Annotated in this window: 19 protein-coding genes, 1 tRNA gene and 1 riboswitch; of the genes, 12 read left to right on the top strand and 8 right to left on the bottom strand. The window is 44.2% G+C overall.

Annotated elements, in window-relative coordinates; translation table 11 throughout:
- Positions 1-372: 372 nt before the first annotated feature.
- The 5 genes from moaE to moaA form a co-directional block, all read right to left on the bottom strand.
- A complete protein-coding gene (moaE, locus tag OCU56_RS04155; RefSeq protein ID WP_261874286.1) occupies positions 373-822 on the bottom strand; it encodes a molybdopterin synthase catalytic subunit MoaE in 450 nt (149 codons plus the stop codon).
- A 1-nt stretch (position 823) separates the two neighbouring features.
- On the bottom strand, positions 824-1,069 hold the full coding sequence (gene moaD / locus OCU56_RS04150) for a molybdopterin synthase sulfur carrier subunit (RefSeq protein ID WP_261874285.1): 246 nt from the start codon (positions 1,067-1,069) through the stop codon (positions 824-826).
- Positions 1,066-1,545 (bottom strand): cyclic pyranopterin monophosphate synthase MoaC, encoded by a 480-nt coding sequence (gene moaC / locus OCU56_RS04145; protein WP_261874284.1) that lies wholly within the window; start codon positions 1,543-1,545, stop codon positions 1,066-1,068. The genes moaD and moaC overlap by 4 nt, the downstream gene beginning before the upstream one ends.
- A 6-nt stretch (positions 1,546-1,551) precedes the next feature.
- Positions 1,552-2,064: a molybdenum cofactor biosynthesis protein B gene (gene moaB, locus OCU56_RS04140; RefSeq protein ID WP_261874283.1), complete on the bottom strand. Its 513-nt coding sequence runs from the start codon at positions 2,062-2,064 to the stop codon at positions 1,552-1,554.
- 54 nt (positions 2,065-2,118) lie between these two features.
- A complete protein-coding gene (gene moaA / locus OCU56_RS04135; RefSeq protein ID WP_261874282.1) occupies positions 2,119-3,108 on the bottom strand; it encodes a GTP 3',8-cyclase MoaA in 990 nt (329 codons plus the stop codon).
- A riboswitch (molybdenum cofactor riboswitch) is annotated at positions 3,097-3,266 on the bottom strand. It overlaps the preceding gene by 12 nt.
- A gap of 173 nt (positions 3,267-3,439) precedes the next feature.
- Here moaA and yvcK point away from each other — a divergent pair.
- Positions 3,440-4,336 (top strand): uridine diphosphate-N-acetylglucosamine-binding protein YvcK, encoded by an 897-nt coding sequence (yvcK, locus tag OCU56_RS04130; RefSeq protein WP_261874281.1) that lies wholly within the window; start codon positions 3,440-3,442, stop codon positions 4,334-4,336.
- Here the strand turns inward: yvcK and OCU56_RS04125 are convergent.
- The 3 genes from OCU56_RS04125 to uvrB are packed head-to-tail and all read right to left on the bottom strand — an operon-like array spanning position 4,333 to position 8,165.
- Complete coding sequence (locus OCU56_RS04125; RefSeq protein WP_261874280.1) at positions 4,333-4,683, bottom strand: Hpt domain-containing protein; 351 nt, start codon at positions 4,681-4,683, stop codon at positions 4,333-4,335. The two genes, yvcK and OCU56_RS04125, sit on opposite strands and share 4 nt — an antisense overlap.
- Positions 4,676-6,079: a quorum-sensing sigma-54 dependent transcriptional regulator LuxO gene (gene luxO, locus OCU56_RS04120; RefSeq protein ID WP_261874279.1), complete on the bottom strand. Its 1,404-nt coding sequence runs from the start codon at positions 6,077-6,079 to the stop codon at positions 4,676-4,678. The genes OCU56_RS04125 and luxO overlap by 8 nt, the downstream gene beginning before the upstream one ends.
- Positions 6,080-6,119: 40 nt before the next feature.
- Positions 6,120-8,165 carry an excinuclease ABC subunit UvrB gene (gene uvrB, locus OCU56_RS04115; RefSeq protein WP_261874278.1) on the bottom strand — a complete coding sequence of 682 codons (2,046 nt, stop codon included), beginning with the start codon at positions 8,163-8,165 and terminating at the stop codon, positions 6,120-6,122.
- 500 nt (positions 8,166-8,665) lie between these two features.
- Between uvrB and OCU56_RS04110 the strand changes: the two genes are divergently transcribed.
- The 11 genes from OCU56_RS04110 to OCU56_RS04060 all read left to right on the top strand — a co-directional run bounded on the left by OCU56_RS04110 (position 8,666) and on the right by OCU56_RS04060 (position 18,717).
- Positions 8,666-8,741: transfer RNA gene (locus OCU56_RS04110), tRNA-Asn, on the top strand.
- Between the two features lie 336 nt (positions 8,742-9,077).
- Positions 9,078-9,659: an electron transport complex subunit RsxA gene (gene rsxA, locus OCU56_RS04105; protein WP_261874277.1), complete on the top strand. Its 582-nt coding sequence runs from the start codon at positions 9,078-9,080 to the stop codon at positions 9,657-9,659.
- Positions 9,659-10,240, top strand: a complete 582-nt coding sequence (gene rsxB, locus OCU56_RS04100; protein WP_261874276.1) for an electron transport complex subunit RsxB — start codon at positions 9,659-9,661, stop codon at positions 10,238-10,240. Before rsxA ends, rsxB begins: the two co-directional genes overlap by 1 nt.
- A 5-nt stretch (positions 10,241-10,245) precedes the next feature.
- Positions 10,246-13,029 (top strand): electron transport complex subunit RsxC, encoded by a 2,784-nt coding sequence (gene rsxC, locus OCU56_RS04095; protein ID WP_261874275.1) that lies wholly within the window; start codon positions 10,246-10,248, stop codon positions 13,027-13,029.
- Positions 13,029-14,078: an electron transport complex subunit RsxD gene (gene rsxD / locus OCU56_RS04090; protein WP_261874274.1), complete on the top strand. Its 1,050-nt coding sequence runs from the start codon at positions 13,029-13,031 to the stop codon at positions 14,076-14,078. Before rsxC ends, rsxD begins: the two co-directional genes overlap by 1 nt.
- A gap of 4 nt (positions 14,079-14,082) precedes the next feature.
- Complete coding sequence (gene rsxG, locus OCU56_RS04085; protein ID WP_261874273.1) at positions 14,083-14,712, top strand: electron transport complex subunit RsxG; 630 nt, start codon at positions 14,083-14,085, stop codon at positions 14,710-14,712.
- Positions 14,712-15,404, top strand: coding sequence for an electron transport complex subunit E (locus OCU56_RS04080; protein WP_261874272.1), 693 nt, complete (start codon positions 14,712-14,714; stop codon positions 15,402-15,404). The genes rsxG and OCU56_RS04080 overlap by 1 nt, the downstream gene beginning before the upstream one ends.
- 23 nt (positions 15,405-15,427) lie before the next feature.
- Positions 15,428-16,063 carry an endonuclease III gene (gene nth / locus OCU56_RS04075; protein WP_261874271.1) on the top strand — a complete coding sequence of 212 codons (636 nt, stop codon included), beginning with the start codon at positions 15,428-15,430 and terminating at the stop codon, positions 16,061-16,063.
- A 38-nt stretch (positions 16,064-16,101) separates the two neighbouring features.
- The gene (gloA, locus tag OCU56_RS04070) at positions 16,102-16,518 is read left to right on the top strand and encodes a lactoylglutathione lyase (protein ID WP_261874270.1); all 417 of its coding nucleotides are present in this window, start codon (positions 16,102-16,104) and stop codon (positions 16,516-16,518) included.
- A gap of 201 nt (positions 16,519-16,719) precedes the next feature.
- Positions 16,720-17,364 carry a ribonuclease T gene (rnt, locus tag OCU56_RS04065; RefSeq protein WP_261874269.1) on the top strand — a complete coding sequence of 215 codons (645 nt, stop codon included), beginning with the start codon at positions 16,720-16,722 and terminating at the stop codon, positions 17,362-17,364.
- A 27-nt stretch (positions 17,365-17,391) separates the two neighbouring features.
- A complete protein-coding gene (locus OCU56_RS04060) occupies positions 17,392-18,717 on the top strand; it encodes a Na+/H+ antiporter family protein (RefSeq protein WP_261874268.1) in 1,326 nt (441 codons plus the stop codon).
- Positions 18,718-18,723: the final 6 nt, after the last annotated feature.

The raw sequence follows: 18,723 nt of genomic DNA, 5'->3' as shown, positions 1-18,723 counted from the left end.
TAAATGTCATCATGCATTATCTAAATTTCAGCCTGGGTCAATATTCCAGAACTTAATTTGGTTATTATTAATTTATTCAGTGATCTAACCTGCAAAATTACACTGGACATTTGCTCACAACAAAATAAAGCATAGAAAAGTGAACACCATCACAACCAGTCACCTCTCCGTTAACCATTAACAAACATAAAATAAATAAATAGCTACAAATTCAAAAAGAAATACACACACAATGGCGAAATTAACCGCGAACTTCCATGCAAAGGAATATAAAAAATTATGATTGGGATCAAAAAAAGCCTCATGAAATATGAGGCTTTAGGTTTCAAGAAATTTTGTGAACTAGATCACTACAAATACTTTTGACTTCGCTTACTGCCAGCGCTGCAATGCATTTTGGTCTGACTGACGAGCATCGAGCCAACGCTCGCCGTCATTTAAACGCTCTTTCTTCCAAAACGGTGCCTTGGTTTTCAAGTAATCCATAATAAAATCACAACTGGCAAAGGCCGCATCTCTGTGAGCACTAGAGACGCCCACCAAAACGATTTGATCTGTAATATCGAGATCGCCCACCCTATGTATCACAGTCACTTTATCCAAAGGCCAACGAGCACGTGCCTCGTCGCAAATTTGCTGTAGCGCTTTTTCTGTCATTATTGGGTAGTGTTGTAGATTTAAACCGATAACATTGTCACCTAAGTTACAATCTCGTACTTTGCCCACAAATGTCACCACCGCGCCAATAGACGGTGATTCAGCTAATAGTTCATACTCATGTGCAAGATTAAAGTCCTGCTCTTGAACCAACACCCTATTCATATCACCCTCCAGTAACGGGAGGAAAGAAAGCAACTTCATCTCCTGCTTTCACTGAAGTATCAAGGGAGCACATAGTGTGATTTACCGCTGCAAGTAATTTACCCGACTCTAAGGCTAGCGCCCATTTATCACCGCGTTCAATTAACTGCTGCCTAATGCTATCAACCGAGCTCTCTGCGGCCTCTATCGTCACTTCATCAACACCGACTAACTCACGAACTTGAGCAAAGAAAACGACTTTTATCATACGCGGGCCTCAAAGTGTCCAGATTTACCACCCATTTTCTCTAGTAGCCTTACTTGTGAGATAACGATGTCCTTTTGCACAGCCTTACACATGTCATAAATGGTCAGCGCTGCCACAGAAGCGGCGGTCAGTGCTTCCATTTCTACTCCCGTTTTGCCGGCTAATTTACACACAGACTCAATGCGCACTTGATTGCTCTCTAGTAATGGCGTTAGTTGAACTTCAACTTTAGACAATAACAGTGGGTGGCACAGAGGGATCAAATCCCAGGTTTTTTTCGCTGCTTGAATTCCAGCAATACGCGCCGTGGCAAACACATCACCTTTATGATGTTCACCACTTAAGATCAGCGCCAGCGTCTGCTCAGACATCGTCACTATGGCCTCAGCTCTTGCTTCACGAACCGTATCCGCCTTCGCGGATACATCGACCATGTTGGCTTCACCATTTTGATTAATATGGGTTAATTCACTCATCAATACTTACATCCCAATATGCGGCATGAAATTACATGGCTTATGACGAGAATCTAATTGATCTTTGATAATACGCGTCCATGCGGTGCGACACGCCCCTGTTGAACCTGGCATGGCCAAGATAACAGTACGGTTAGCAAAACCACCTAAAGCACGAGATTGAATGGTAGAGGTACCAATTTCTTCATAGGACACGGCACGGAATAACTCACCAAAGCCTTCCACCTCTTTATCAAATAAAGGGGATAACGCTTCTGGGGTAAAATCACGAGCGGTGAAACCTGTGCCACCCGTCAGTAAAATAGCCTCTATATTTTCATCGGCTATCCACTTTGAAACAATGGCGCGGATTTTGTAAACATCATCAATAACAATTTGTTTATCCGCTAAATTGTGTCCGGTTTGTATAATTTGTTCAGCTAAATAACCACCGCTGGTATCCGTTTCTTCTGTACGAGTATCTGATACGGTCAATACGGCGATGTTGGCCGGTGTAAAATCGTTATGAGCGTGTCCCATGAGTCTCAATTCCTATGTACTGTCTGTGTTTTAAATAAAATGTAGTGGCTAAAATTAGCCACCAATGGAAGCCAGATGAGGGGTAGCTCCCGGGTTATTTTGGTCAAGGTGATGGCTGACATCTTTGGTTTTTAAACCTTGTGAAATACGCTCAATGAGCGCCTCTTCTTGATGGTCTTCTTGCATCAAATCCCGCAATTCCAGCCCCTGCTCACCAAATAAACAAAGGTGTAGCTTACCCATAGCCGAGACGCGTAAGCGGTTGCATGTTGAGCAGAACCCCTTTTCATAAGGCATGATGAGACCAATTTCACCTTGATACTGGGGATGGAAAAATACTTGAGCTGGACCATCATTGACTTCACGCGGTTTTAATAACCAACCATTCGCGATCAAATGATTGCGAATCGACACCCCAGATACGTGGCGCTGTTCAAACAGATCATCCATTTCACCGGTCTTCATCAATTCAATAAATCGCAGTTGAATGGGTTTGTCTTTTATCCAATGCAGAAACTGTGGCAGTTGCTGGCTATTTAAATCTTTAAGTAGCACCACATTCACTTTCACTTGCTTAAAACCGACCTCAAAAGCTCGGTCTATTCCTGCCATAACATCGTGAAAGCGGTTTTGCCCAGTGATTTGGTGAAACTGCTTTGGATCTAAGCTATCTAAACTGACATTGATATGAGTTAAACCTGCCTCTTTCCAATCAGAGACTTGCTTTGCCATACGATAGCCATTAGTGGTGGTAGCAATTTTGTCGATACCAGGCGTATTGGCCACACTCTGTACGATGTCAGTAAAGTCTCTACGCAGGGTTGGCTCTCCACCGGTAATACGAACCTTGGTGGTGCCACAATGCGCAAAAGCCCTTACCACACGCTGAATTTCAGGAAGAGTGATAAAAGGAGGGCGTTTGCTCGCTTCTGGGTGATACCCATCTGGCAAACAGTAATTACACTTAAAGTTACAAACGTCAGTAACAGAAAGTCGCAAGTAATAAAACTTACGGTGAAAACTATCTTCAAATTGTTGCGTCACAAAACACCTTTCCTAAATACGGGAGGCAACCCCATTTCTAATGGTCACCCTGGTGGCGAAATGCCACGGCCTAATTCACATATTGTCTCGCTTATTAATATGAAAAAAGCGAGTAAAACGTTAAACTTAGTGAAGAAGACTCGGAGTTTTACACCTACAGTATAAACCAAATTTTGCAGGTCAATGCTAAAGCCTAAATGAAAGCACTATTTTTTACCAAGGTGAATGTTGTAAAAAGCGCGCTCAATCAACATCAGTTGCAGTAAATTTAGTCTAATATAAAATTTCAGGTACATTTGCCACGTATTTCTATAAATAAGAATGAATTAGCTTGGATATTTACTCATCACATAAAGTTGTCGCCATTGGTGGCGGTCACGGTCTTGGTCGTATGTTGGCGGCTTTGAAGGACTTTGGGAGCAATGCGACTGGTATTGTCACCACCACGGACAATGGGGGGTCTACAGGGCGTATTCGTCATTGTCAGGGAGGCATCGCTTGGGGGGATACCCGTAACTGTATCAATCAGCTAATTACCGAGCCCTCCATTAGCTCAATGATCTTTGAGTATCGCTTTCGTGGCCTTGGTGAATTGGATGGCCACAACCTTGGGAATCTAATTTTAACCGCGATGGATAACCTCTCCATTCGTCCGCTACAGGCCATTAACCTCGTTAGAGAAATGCTGAAAGTGGACGTCAATATTTTACCTATGACGGAACACCCTTCCGATTTACGGGCACTATCAACCAATGGTGGCTGGGTCAAAGGGGAAACCAGCGTGGATGAAATGAGCGAAGATTTACTCCGTTTGGATCTCGACCCTGAGGTACCAGCAATTAGTGAAGCTATTATCGCCATCCAACAAGCCAATGCCATCGTATTAGGCCCTGGCAGCTTTTTAACAAGTATTATGCCCCCGCTACTATTGCCTGAAATTGGTAAAGCTATCAATAACAACAAAAATGCCAAACTCATTTTAGTGCTAAATTTAAGCCCTGAATCTGGCCCTGCTGGACGCATGGAACGGCAACAAAAACTCACTTGGATTGAACGGGCCTGCCAAGGGCGAAAAATAGATACCGTGTTAAGTGGCAGTCCGCTTCCTGAATTAGAAGAGCAGTGGAATATAGTCACTCGTGACTTAGCCTCTATGAATAGAGGCTGGCGTCACGATCGAGATAAGTTACATAAGGCAATACTAGAGCAATTAAACTCACCGCATTAAAGATCCAGTTGCTCTAATTCATATACGGTTCGTCTAAGAATCGAAATAAGCTCATCTGCACCTTGGTCAAATTCTTCCCAAGATTGTTTCTTATACTGTGCGTCCATGTTGCTGGCCTTTTGCGCCAATACATTGGCACCAAAACTGGGGGCACTGCCTTTAATGGCATGACAAATGCGCGCTAATGTTTCGCGCGTCTGCTCATCAAAGGTGAGTTGTTGAATTTGACCGATATACTGTTGTAACTCTTGGGTAAAAATCTCCAATAACGTCGGCAGCACCTCTTGCCCCACTTGAGCCCCTAAACTGGCTATTTTATCCTTGTGCAATAATGTTATTTCATCCACGTCCTTTCTCCCATTTTTCCAGTTTTCGATAGAGTGTGGATGCACTGACGTCCAATTCTGAGGCTGCGGCGGGAATACTACCACCGCATAACTCTATCGCTCTTTCAATTGCTCGACGTTCCACTTGTGCTAACGGAACAATTTTATTGGTATCTTCACTTTTCTCGGGGTCGAGAAAAGTGTCAATGGCGTCTTCAGAATAAGAATCTACTCGAAAGCAGTCTAAAGGCGCAGGTAACATATCTAGGGTGACTTCTTCCCCTTCGTTTAATACCACAATATTACGAATCACATTTTGTAGCTGACGCACGTTACCAGGCCAAGGATAATGCACAAAATGGCGCAGCACTTGTTCCTGAAACTTACCAAAATGCTTATTTTCTTCCAATGAAGTAAAGCCTAATAAAGAGTGGGCAATTTCAATAATATCATCCCCTCTCTCTCTTAGCGGTGGCAAATGCAGAGGGATCACGTATAGACGATAGTACAGATCTTCACGGAAACGGCCTTTACGTACCTCTTGCCATGGATCTTTATTGGTGGCACACACAAAGCGTACATCCACCCGACTTAATTTTGAGGAACCTACTTTTTGATAGGTACCCGTTTGGATAAAGCGCAACAGTTTAGTTTGCAAATCTAAATCCATTTCACACAATTCATCTAAAAATAAGGTACCACCATCAGCTAATTCAGCTGCGCCTTTGCGATCGATAGCCGCACCAGTAAACGCGCCTTTTACATGCCCAAACAGTTCACTTTCAATCAAGTCTTTAGGGATGGCTGCACAGTTAAGAGCAATACAAGGCCCTGTGCTGCGATTACTCACCGAATGAATCGCCTCTGCACACACTTCTTTACCTGTACCACTTTCTCCTGTAATAAAAATACTTGCCTTACTGGATGCTGCAGAATCTATGGTTTTATACACTTTCTGCATGCTGGGGCTGGAACCAATAAATCCTTGATATTGATTCACTTCGCCAAGAATATCGTGCTTAATATTTTGTGTTTGGTGGATGGCTTTTGACACTGTGATGCGCAGTTGATCCGCCTCACAAGGTTTAATGAGAAAGTCATGTGCCCCTGCTCGCATTGCTGCAACGGCCACTTCTATAGAGCCGTGCGCGGTCATAAAAATAACCGGAACTTTGGGGGCTTGAATACTCACTTTGTTCAATACATCCATGCCCGTCATATCCGGCAGGCGCAAATCCAGCAACATTAGATCAATGGTATTCTGCTCTAGATGTTTTAACGCCGCCTCACCACTTGAGACAATGTGGATGTCCAAATTCAGTGTCGCGAGATACGTTTTGTACAAGGTAGCCACTGACAAGGTATCTTCTACCATCAGTAAGGTTAACTGAGTGTTTTCTATTTTATTATTCGACATTAATTGCAGAACCTAATTTTATAAGGCGACATAACATATTCTAGCTATTGGCAATGAACTGTCGGCGGTATTCTTCTATCTGATCCCGTTTGGCAGCAGCGTCTTCAAATTCCAAGTTTTGAGCATGTTGATACATTTCATTCTCTAACCTAAGTATAAGTTTTTCAAGGTCTTGCGGTGATAAAGTCTTATACTGCTCATCATTTTCAGCCACTTTAGACAAAGGCACAGCTTTTGACTTCTTCTTGCCTCCCCCTTGAGTGACACTGCCTAACTCCATAATATCTTTAACGCTTTTCTGTAACGCTTGCGGTGTGATGCCATGTTGTTCGTTATATTGCTGTTGTTTTTCACGGCGACGCTCTGTTTCACCCATCGCTTTGGCCATGGAGTTAGTAATGCGATCAGCGTACAAAATGGCCTTACCCTCTAAATGACGCGCTGCACGGCCAATGGTCTGAATAAGAGAGCGCTCTGATCGCAAGAAACCTTCTTTATCTGCATCCAAAATGGCCACCAGCGACACTTCTGGCATGTCTAACCCTTCGCGCAACAAGTTAATGCCCACTAACACGTCAAATTCCCCTAAGCGTAAATCACGAATAATCTCAACACGCTCTACCGTGTCGATATCTGAGTGTAAATAACGCACTTTTACGTCATGCTCACTTAGATATTCCGTGAGATCTTCTGCCATGCGCTTGGTTAATGTCGTGACTAATACACGTTCATTTTTAGCACTTCGCAAACGAATTTCCGATAATAAATCATCCACTTGTGTGCTGACGGGTCTCACTTCTAACTCAGGATCAAGCAAACCGGTAGGACGCACCACTTGCTCTGCAATGTCATTGCCTGACGTCTCTTTTTCGTAATTGCCAGGGGTGGCAGACACAAAAATCGTCTGTGGGGCTAACGCTTCAAATTCATCAAATTTAAGAGGTCTATTGTCTAACGCCGATGGTAAACGGAAACCAAATTCCACTAAGGTTTCTTTACGAGATCGGTCCCCTTTATACATAGCGCCAATTTGTGGCACAGTCACGTGTGACTCATCAATCACTAACAAACCATCTTGGGGAAGGTAATCAAATAACGTTGGAGGCGGCTCACCCTCATCGCGACCACTCAAGTGTCTGGAGTAGTTTTCTACCCCAGAACAAAATCCAAGTTCGTTCATCATTTCGATGTCAAATTGGGTACGTTGGCTAATACGCTGTTCTTCGAGAAGTTTGTTGTTGTCTAAGAGATACTGCTTACGCTCAACTAACTCGATTTTAATTTTTTCAATGGCTTCTAGCATCCGCTCACGAGGAGTGACATAGTGCGTTTTAGGATAGATAGTAAAACGCGGTAAATCCCGTTGCGTCACCGAACCGGTTAGGGGATCAAAAATACTGATGCAGTCGATTTCATCATCAAACATTTCAATGCGTACCGCATCATGTTCAGATTCAGCGGGATACACATCAATCACTTCCCCACGCACACGAAACTGACCGCGCTCAAAAGCCACATCGTTTCTTGAGTATTGCAACTCGGCCAAACGGCGCAAAATGTCACGCTGATCCAGCACATCCCCGCGCCTTATATGCAACATCATTTTTAAATAGGAGGTAGGATCACCCAACCCATAGATGGCAGAAACAGAGGCGACAATGATGGCATCTTTACGTTCCAGTAACGCCTTAGTCGCAGATAATCTCATCTGCTCTATGTGCGCGTTAACGGAGGAGTCTTTTTCGATAAACGTATCGGTGGTCGGCACATAGGCTTCAGGTTGATAATAGTCATAGTAAGAGACAAAGTACTCCACCGCATTATTAGGGAAAAACGACTTCATCTCACCATATAACTGAGCCGCCAATGTTTTATTTGGCGCTAAAATAATCGCAGGTCGCTGCGCTTGGGCGATAACGTTCGCCAAAGAAAAGGTCTTTCCTGAGCCCGTTACCCCTAATAAGGTTTGATGAGCTAAGCCACTGTCTAACCCTTCTAACAGTTGCTTTATTGCCGAAGGCTGATCTCCCGCAGGGGAATAACTCGATACTAAATCAAACTTTTTTGTGCTTTTTTCTTCATCCACAATGAGTTACCTTCACCTGAATTATTTATAACCCTATTTATATCAATTTTACCACCAATAGTGCTAGCGCTCGATTTTAACTTTTGCTATATTATTTTCCCTACAGAAATTCCCCCCTCTTTTTATTGTTAATTTAACTCACAGCTTTTCCCCAATTTTAGTCATAAGTAACCAATTTGTTTAAATATCACCAATATTTTCCTTGGGTAATTTTTACTCTTTTATAGCACGTAAATCTTGTACAACACCTTGTATTCACTAGACTAAAATAATGACAGCACCATCATCAACAAGTAAATGAATTGTTAATCGAAAAAAGTTGCCCCTACTTCATCAACACACTTATCCACAAAATCAGTGGATAAGTAATCGCAAACCTTATTCCTATTGACCTCAACGTTATCCACAATTACCGCCAATCATTTTTTCAAACAATTGTGTTTATTTACTGTTGACAGTGACCGTTCATATCAGTAATATTCGCTTCGCTTTACAGCAATTCCCCTTTAGTTCAGTTGGTAGAACGGCGGACTGTTAATCCGTATGTCGCAAGTTCAAGTCTTGCAAGGGGAGCCAAATTTTTAAAAGCCGCGCCATCTGGTGCGGCTTTTTTCATTTCTGTGATCGGCACAATTTAACCCCACTCTTTTCTGTAACTGTGAGCAACATAGTTTACAGCGTGCTTTTTTCTCTATCTAAATATGCAACCTTAATGTGCCATAATTAAAAATATGGGCTTAATTTACTTTCATAAGCGCCTTTTCAAGCCAATTTTATGCACTGCAATGCAAAATAACGGCCGCTAAAAGACTATATTTTTATAAATGTCCTAAATCCCTATAGATAGTGTGTTGTTATATACCTCACAAATTAGGATAATGTGCCACTGGATTTGGGTGAGTAAAAATTGGTATGACCGAATATATTTTGTTGTTGATTGGTACCGTACTGGTGAACAACTTTGTGCTAGTTAAGTTCTTGGGCTTGTGCCCCTTTATGGGCGTCTCTAAAAAACTAGAGGCGGCTATCGGTATGGGACTGGCCACTACGTTTGTTTTAACCTTGGCCTCTGTGTGTGCCTACCTTGTTGAGGCGTACTTATTGGAGCCTCTCGGTATTGAATACCTAAGAACAATGAGTTTTATTTTGGTCATCGCGGTGGTTGTGCAATTTACCGAAATGGTGGTGCATAAAACCAGCCCAACCCTTTACCGCTTACTGGGCATTTTTATCCCCTTGATTACCACAAACTGTGCTGTATTGGGTGTGGCTTTACTTAACGTAAACGAAAACCATAGCTTTATTGAATCCATCATTTATGGGTTTGGCGCCGCAGTAGGTTTCTCCATGGTACTGATTTTGTTTGCCTCAATGCGTGAGCGCATCGCAGCCTCTGACGTACCACTGCCATTTAAAGGCGCTTCTATTGCTATGATCACTGCGGGCTTAATGGCTCTGGCCTTTATGGGCTTTACAGGTTTGGTGAAAATATAATGGAAGCGATCTTCATTGCGGTTATTGCCTTAGTTATTTTGGCAGCTTTTTTTGGTGGGTTATTGGGCTTTGCCTCTATTCGCTTTAAAGTGGACGCCGACCCTATTGTTGAACAAATAGATGCTATTTTGCCACAAAGTCAATGTGGGCAATGTGGTTACCCTGGTTGTAAGCCTTATGCAGAAGCCATCGCCAATGGTGATGACATCAACAAGTGCACACCCGGTGGTGAAGCGACCATCAAAAAATTGGCCGACCTTATGGGTGTCGATGCCCCAGAGTCCGCTCATGACCTATCTGATAATGTTAAAAAAGTGGCCTTCATTCACGAAGATATGTGCATAGGTTGTACTAAATGTATTCAAGCTTGCCCGGTTGATGCCATTGTCGGTGGCACCAAAGCATTACACACGGTTATCTCAGAGCAATGCACTGGCTGTGATCTCTGCGTTTCACCTTGCCCTACCGACTGCATTGAAATGGTCCCAGTTAAAACCACGACAGATACTTGGCAGTGGCAGCTTAACTCTATCCCTGTCGTTAACCTTGACACCTCATCTAGCACTAACGGAAACTCGTAGCGAACATGCTCTCTTTAATTGAAAAAATTCGTTCTGGTCACCTGTGGGAATTCCCCGGAGGTGTTCATCCACCAGAGAACAAATCTCAATCTCTATCTTCTAAGATTGAGCGCTCGAGTATTGCCGATGAGTTAATCATACCCATTAAGCAACATATAGGTAAAAATGGCGACATCATAGTTCACGTGGGTGACCGCGTGCTAAAAGGACAGCCATTAACTCAATATCATTCGAGTTTTAGTCTCCCTGTGCATGCCTCTACCTCAGGTGAAATTATTGCTATTGAGCCTCGCCCGAGTTGTCATCCTTCGGCACTGCCTGAGATGTCCATCATACTCAAGCCTGATCACCAAGATACCTGGATGCCACATCAAGGGACTCCTGATTATACTCAGTGTAATCCAGAGCAATTACTCGATATTATTCGTCAAGCGGGTATCTCAGGTATGGGCGGTGCCGGCTTCCCTACTGCGCGTAAATTGCAGTCTGGGTTAGGCCGTGTGGATATTCTTATTATCAATGGCGCTGAGTGTGAACCTTATATTACCGCCGATGATATGCTGATGCGCGAGTACGCAGATGAAATCATGCAAGGCATTGATATTCTAAAGCATATTCTCAAGCCTAAGCTGATCATCATTGGTGTTGAAGACAACAAACCACAGGCCATAGCCGCATTAAATGAAGCGGGAGCAGACCGCGATGTGATTATTCGAGCGGTACCCACTAAATACCCATCAGGTGCTTCTAAGCAGTTGATTAAAATCCTGACTAATAAAGAAATACCGAGCAATGGTTACTCTGCAGATATTGGCATGACCATGTTAAATGTCGGGTCTGCATTTGCGGTTAAACGCGCGGTTATTGATGGTGAACCACTCATCGAGCGCGTCGTCACCTTAACGGGTAACAGCATTCAAGCGGCCAAGAATTTCTGGGTGCCTATTGGTACTCCTGTTTCACACTTGCTTGAGCAAGGCCATTTTAAGCCAACTAAAAAACAAACCATCATAATCGGCGGTCCAATGATGGGGTTTGCCTTACCGCAAATTCAAGCGCCTATTACCAAGATCTGCAATTGCGTATTAGCTCCGGGTAAACGTGAGATCGCCTTTGATGAACATGAAATGGCTTGTATTCGTTGTGGTCAATGTGCCGAAGTGTGCCCTGCTTCTTTGTTGCCTCAGCAAATGCTTTGGTATTCAAAAGATCATGATCTAGACAAATGTGAAGAATACAATTTAAAAGACTGCATCGAATGTGGCGCTTGCGCCTATGTGTGCCCAAGTAATATTCCACTGGTGCAGTACTATCGACAGTCAAAGGCGGAAATTAAAGCACGCAACGCCGAGCAAGATGCCGCCGAACGCGCAAAAGTGCGTTTTGAACAGCGCAAGCAACGTTTAGAACGCGACAAACTTGAGCGTGAACAAAAATATAAACAAGCGGCAGATAAACGTCGCAGTCAAATGAAAACGGCTGATGGCGATGACGCTATTGCCGCCGCCATAGAGCGTGTTAAGCAAAAACAGTCCGCAGGGCCTAAACCTGCGGTTGCCGCCGCCATTGCTCGCGCTAAAGCTAAACAAGCCTTAGCGCAAGGTGACAGTGCCGCTGAACCTGATAACTCAGAAATGCGCCAATTACGCGAACAGCGTAAACAAGAGGCTCGCCAGAAAAAAGCTTTACACAATGAACAGCAAGCCCCGCTCACCACAGCAGCATCAACAAAAAGTGACGCTGTTGCGGCCGCTATTGCTCGAGCGAAAGCCAAGAAAGAACAACAAGCCTCAGCCAGTGCAACCTCACCAAATAGCAACAGTTCAAAACAAGACGCTGTAAAAGCGGCTATAGAACGAGCTAAGGCAAAAAAAGCGGCGCAAACTGCTGATACACCACTTAATACGCCAGACAGTAACCAGACAGAAAGTGCTGATCCGAAAAAAGCTGCTGTCGCTGCGGCCGTTGCCCGTGCCAAAGCGCGCAAACAACAGCAAGAGCAACAAGGCACCACTGACGCACCATCCATTACGCCTGATAGTAACCAAGCGCAAAACGATGACCCGAAAAAGGCCGCTGTCGCTGCCGCCGTTGCCCGTGCCAAAGCGCGTAAACAGCAGCAAGAGCAACACCACACCGCTGACGCGCCATCCAGTACGCCTGATAGTAACCAAGCGCAAAACGATGACCCGAAAAAGGCCGCTGTCGCAGCAGCCGTTGCCCGTGCCAAAGCGCGCAAACAGCAGCAAGAGCAACAACGCACCGCTGACGCGCCATCCAGTACGCCTGACAGTAATCAAGCGCAAAACGATGACCCGAAAAAGGCCGCTGTCTCAGCCGCCGTTGCCCGTGCCAAAGCGCGCAAACAGCAGCAAGAGCAACAACGCACCGCTGACGCGCCATCCAGTACGCCTGATAGTAACCAAACGCAAAACGATGACCCGAAAAAGGCCGCTGTCGCAGCAGCCGTTGCCCGTGCCAAAGCGCGTAAACAGCAGCAAGAGCAACACCACACCGCTGACGCGCCATCCAATACGCCTGATAGTAACCAAGCACAAAACGATGACCCGAAAAAAGCCGCGGTCGCAGCCGCCGTTGCCCGTGCCAAAGCGCGTAAACAGCAGCAAGAGCAACAACGCACCACTGACGCGCCATCCAATACCCCTGATAGTAACCAGACGGCAAGTGCCGATCCCAAAAAAGCGGCTATTGCGGCAGCAGTAGCTCGTGCTAAAGCTAAGAAAATGGCTCAACAAGCTAAAAGCCGTGACTCTAAGGAGAACAACTAGTGGCCTTTTTTATCGCCAGCTCACCCCACACACAAAAGCGACGCTCACTCTCTAACATGATGATGCTAGTGGCCGTGTGCGCTATACCTGGAATTTTGGCACAAACCTACTTTTTCGGCTTTGGTACCTTATTTCAAATAGCATTCGCTATTTTGGTGGCATGGACATTTGAATCACTCGTCATGTTACTTCGAGGCCGCTCCCCTTTACTTGCGCTACGGGATAACAGTGCTTTAGTTACAGCCTTGTTATTTGCTATCGCCATTCCCCCTCTTTCCCCGTGGTGGATTACGGTAATCGGTCTCTTTTTTGCTATCGTGATTGCCAAACACCTTTATGGTGGCATAGGTCAGAATTTATTTAATCCGGCCATGGTTGCCTATGTGGTGCTACTGATCTCTTTTCCAGTACAAATGACCAGTTGGCTAACCCCTGCACAAATATCAGCTTCACCTGTGGGGGCAACGGATGCGTTATCCTTGATATTTAGTGGTTTCAACCTAGATGGCATGTCGTTACAACAGATCCGAACCGGTGTCGATGGCATCACTATGGCAACCCCACTGGATACCATAAAAACGGGACTTGGCAATGGTCAAACCTTGTCTGAAATCACCCACAGCTCACTCTTTTCTGCCATAGCAGGTTTAGGTTGGGAATGGGTCAACATCATGTTCCTTATTGGTGGGGTGATCATGCTTAAACTTAAAGTCATTCAATGGTATATCCCCGTTGGCGTGCTGGGTGGTGTGCTACTCACCAGTTTGTTGCTGTTTGCTATCGACCCAGGCTCTCTAGGCACTCCATTATTTCAGCTCTTTTCTGGTGCAACTATGCTGGGGGCATTTTTTATTGCCACCGACCCAGTATCCGCAGCAACAACCATCAAAGGTCGCGTCATTTTTGGCGCTTTAATTGGCGCACTTATTGTGATTATTCGCACCTTTGGTGGCTTCCCTGACGGGGTTGCTTTTGCAGTTATTATTGCCAATATGTGTGTACCGTTAATTGACTACTACACACAACCAAGAACTTACGGTCACAAGTAATATCATGTTAAAAACCATACAAAAAAACGGTTTAGTACTCGCCATATTCGCTTGCATTACAACCGGTGTTGTTGCCATTACACACATTTTGACGGCAGATACGATCAAAGCTCAGCAGATCCGTCAATTACAAGGGCAACTTAATCAAGTTATTCCGACTCAATTGCACGACAATGAGTTATACGCACAATGTGTTAACCTGCAAGATGACGCGTTAGGTACGAAAGATTACATGCCCGCATATATCGCTACTATTAATGGTCAGCCTACAGCTGTGGCCATTGAAGCCATTGCCCCTGATGGTTATAACGGCAATATCCGTTTACTTGTTGGGGTCGATCTTCAAGGAAAAGTCCTAGGAGCACGAGTGCTAGAACAACACGAAACACCAGGGCTGGGAGATAGAATTGATTTGCGGGTTTCTGATTGGATATTATCCTTCACTAATAAGATTATTAGTGCGGATAATCATGACAGTTGGCATGTGCGCAAAGATGGTGGGCAATTTGACCAGTTTACCGGTGCAACCATTACCCCACGCGCTGTAGTGAAAGCGGTCTACAATACCGGTCTATACTTTTCACAACACCAACAACAAATTTTAAATCACTCACCACTTTGTGAGGTGAAATAATGTCAGAAAAAAAACTGCTACTAAAAAATGGCTTATGGAATAACAACCCTGCTCTAGTGCAACTGTTGGGCCTTTGCCCTCTGTTAGCGGTTTCGGCTACCGTCACTAACGCCCTTGGGCTAGGTATTGCAACTTTAGTGGTGTTAGTGCTGTCCAACCTAACCGTATCGTTAATTCGTCACCATGTACCTAAAGAGATCCGCTTACCTATATTTGTTATGATCATTGCCGCTTTGGTAACTTGTGTCCAAATGCTTATCAATGCTTACGCTCACGGTTTGTACCTCTCTCTTGGCATATTCATTCCATTGATTGTGACCAACTGCATCATCATAGGTAGAGCCGAAGCCTATGCCTCGAAAAATCCGCCGCTGCTTGCCGTATTGGATGGCTTTTGGATGGGGCTAGGCATGACATCGGTATTAGTGACTTTAGGTGCCTTGCGCGAAGTGCTGGGTAACGGTACCTTATTTGACGGTGCTGATTTACTGCTTGGTGATTGGGCCAGCGTATTACGCATTCAGATATATCATGCCGATAGCAATTTCCTATTAGCCATGCTCCCTCCTGGGGCTTTTATCGGCGTAGGATTTTTAATTGCAGCTAAAAACTGGTTTGATAATTACCAAGAAAAACAATCACCTAAACAAGAAAAACAGAAAATTGAACGTGTGCGCGTCACCAATAACTAATCTTATATTTTATAACGGATTCAATGAATAAAGAGAAGCGTCGACTCATACTGGAAAAACTGCGTGATGAAAACCCTCACCCAGAAACAGAGCTTAACTGGAACTCTCCTTTTGAATTGCTCATCGCGGTCTTGCTTTCTGCGCAAGCCACCGATGTCAGTGTTAATAAGGCCACAAATAAACTGTATCCCGTTGCTAATACACCACAAGCACTGCTGGAGTTGGGTGTCGATGGGCTGAAACAGTATATTAAAACCATAGGCTTATTTAATTCTAAAGCAGAAAACACCATTAAAACCTGCAAAATATTGCTAGAGAAACACAATGGTGAAGTACCAGAGAATCGCGAGGCTTTAGAGGCGTTACCCGGCGTAGGCAGAAAAACAGCCAATGTGGTGCTCAATACCGCCTTTGGTTGGCCTACTATTGCGGTAGACACTCATATTTATCGTGTTTCTAATCGCACAAAATTTGCGATGGGTAAAACCGTTGACGACGTTGAGCAAAAACTACTCAAAGTAGTGCCTAAAGAATTTAAATTAGATGTACACCATTGGCTGATACTGCACGGTCGCTATACCTGCATTGCGCGTAAACCGCGCTGTGGCAGTTGTTTAATTGAAGATTTATGTGAGTTTAAAGATAAGGCTATCGACTAGACCGATAACCCATTAACCAATATTACTAAGGAAAGAACATGTCTCAAGGTCGCGTATTACACACCATGTTTCGCGTGGGTGATTTAGATAAATCTATTGAGTTTTATACCAAAGTTATGGGTATGAAACTGCTACGTAAGAACGAAAATAAAGAATACAAATACACCCTCGCTTTTGTCGGTTTTGGCGATGAATCCCAAGGAGCTGTGATTGAGTTGACCTACAATTGGGGAACCACTGAGTACGATCTTGGTGACGCTTTTGGTCATGTTGCCATTGGCTATCAAGACATCTACACCACTTGCGATGCCATTAAAGCCGCCGGCGGTAATGTGACTCGCGAGCCGGGTCCGGTAAAAGGGGGGTCAACACATATTGCTTTTGTTACCGATCCTGATGGCTACAAAATCGAACTTATCCAAAATGAAAGTGCTGCTGCAGGTTTAAACGGCTAGGCTCTCCTCTTCTACAAACACCATGCGTAACGAGTTTTGTTACAGAGATAGGTGTATATATAATGTTCATTTAAGAGCGAAGATTATCCATGAATAATCTTCGCTCTTTTCGTTTTTTGACCAAGTTAAATTAATGTTTAGGTTTAGAAAATTTCATGGATCTGTAATAATGCCCCCCATTCCCCATATGCATTACCTGTTATGTCTGTAGAAAATGAAGCTTTGACCCTGAAAAAACGATTTAGAGGGTATTTCCCTGTAGTTATTGATGTGGAAACCGCCGGTTTTAACGCCTCAACTGATGCATTGCTTGAAATTTGCGCAGTCACACTGGCCATGGATGAAAATGGCGACTTGCACCCAGCAAGCACTCTGAGTTTCCAAGTCGAACCTTTCGAAGGCGCTAATCTAGAACAGGAAGCTCTGGATTTTATTGGTATTCGTGACCCTTATAGTCCACTGCGTGGCGCTATTCCTGAGTCAGAAGCTTTAAAAGAAATTTATAAACTGGTTCGCAAAGAGCAAAAACAAGCGGGCTGTAGCCGCGCGATTATTGTGGCGCACAATGCCGCTTTTGATCATGGTTTTGTGTCTAAAGCCAGTGAACGCAGTAAATTAAAGCGTGTGCCATTTCACCCTTTTGCCACATTCGACACGGCCACATTAAGTGGATTAGCTTTTGGGCAAACCGTTTTAGCCAAAGCATGTCGAGCTGCTAAAATTGAATTTGATAGTAAAGAAGCGCACTCAGCACTTTACGATACTCAGAAAACCGCAGAATTATTTTGTCAAATTGTCAATCAGTGGAAAGCACTTGGTGGCTGGCCGTTGATCGGAGAAGAATAAACACAAACTCACAACCAGAGAAAGAAAATGAACCCTGTTGTTATATCCGTTTGCATCATGCTTTTATTGGCATTGATGCGTGTTAACGTTGTCGTTGCGTTAACCTTCAGTGCCATTGTTGGTGGGCTTACCGCTGGCATGAATATCACCGATACCATCTCAGCATTTGAAGGTGGCTTAGGTGGCGGTGCTACCATAGCGCTAAGTTACGCAATGCTTGGTACCTTTGCTGTCGCCATTTCTAAATCAGGCATTACTGATCTGCTAGCACAAAGTGTTATCAAACGCATTAATGGACAAAAGAGTGATTCAGCCTCCACTGGTCTCAAGTACGGTGTGCTTATTATTCTTGTGCTAATCACTATGTCATCGCAAAACGTTATCCCTGTTCACATAGCATTTATCCCTATTCTTATTCCACCTCTTCTTGCTGTGTTTGCTAAATTGAACCTTGATCGCCGTATGATTGCCTGTGTACTCACCTTTGGTTTAGTCACACCATATATGATCTTACCTATTGGTTTTGGTGGCATTTTCCTTAACAATATTTTGTTAAAAAACCTGCATGATAACGGCCTGCAAAATATCACCGCATCCGATGTGCCAATGGCAATGCTACTCCCTGCACTGGGTATGATTTCTGGACTGCTGTTTGCTATTTTTGTTAGCTACCGTAAACCTCGTACTTACCAAGAAACGGAAATGATGCAAATTGATGCGGAGCCAAGCCACATCAATAAAAAGCATGTACTAGTGGCTGTATTAGGTATTATTGCTGCTCTTTCTGTGCAGTTATATACAGGTTCAATGATTATCGGCGCACTTGCTGGATTTATGGTCTTTACCTTTGGTGGCGTAATCGCGTGGAAAGAAACACACGATGTGTTTACTCGCGGTGTACACATGATGGCAATGATTGGCTTTATTATGATTGCCGCAGCAGGTTTTGCTGCTGTCATGAAAGCCACGGGGGGTGTTGAAACCTTAGTTCAAGCATTGTCGACCTCTATTGGTGACAACAAACCACTGGCAGCGTTATTAATGCTCATTGTAGGTTTATTGGTGACTATGGGTATTGGCTCTTCTTTTTCGACTATCCCTATTATCGCAACTATTTATGTACCACTCGCCACAGCCTTTGGATTTTCGCCAATGGCCATCGTTGCACTAGTGGGGACAGCCGCAGCCCTTGGTGATGCCGGTTCACCGGCTTCTGACTCCACTCTTGGCCCAACATCAGGCCTCAATATGGATGGACAACATGAACACATCTGGCAAACCGTGGTTCCTACGTTTATCCATTACAATATCCCATTAATTATTTTTGGATGGATTGCAGCAATGACTCTGTAAACGTCA

The organism is Vibrio rarus (assembly GCF_024347075.1).
Classification (GTDB): domain Bacteria; phylum Pseudomonadota; class Gammaproteobacteria; order Enterobacterales; family Vibrionaceae; genus Vibrio; species Vibrio rarus.
The sequence above is the reverse complement of the archived record's forward strand: the minus strand, read 5'-3'. Positions and strand labels throughout refer to the sequence as shown.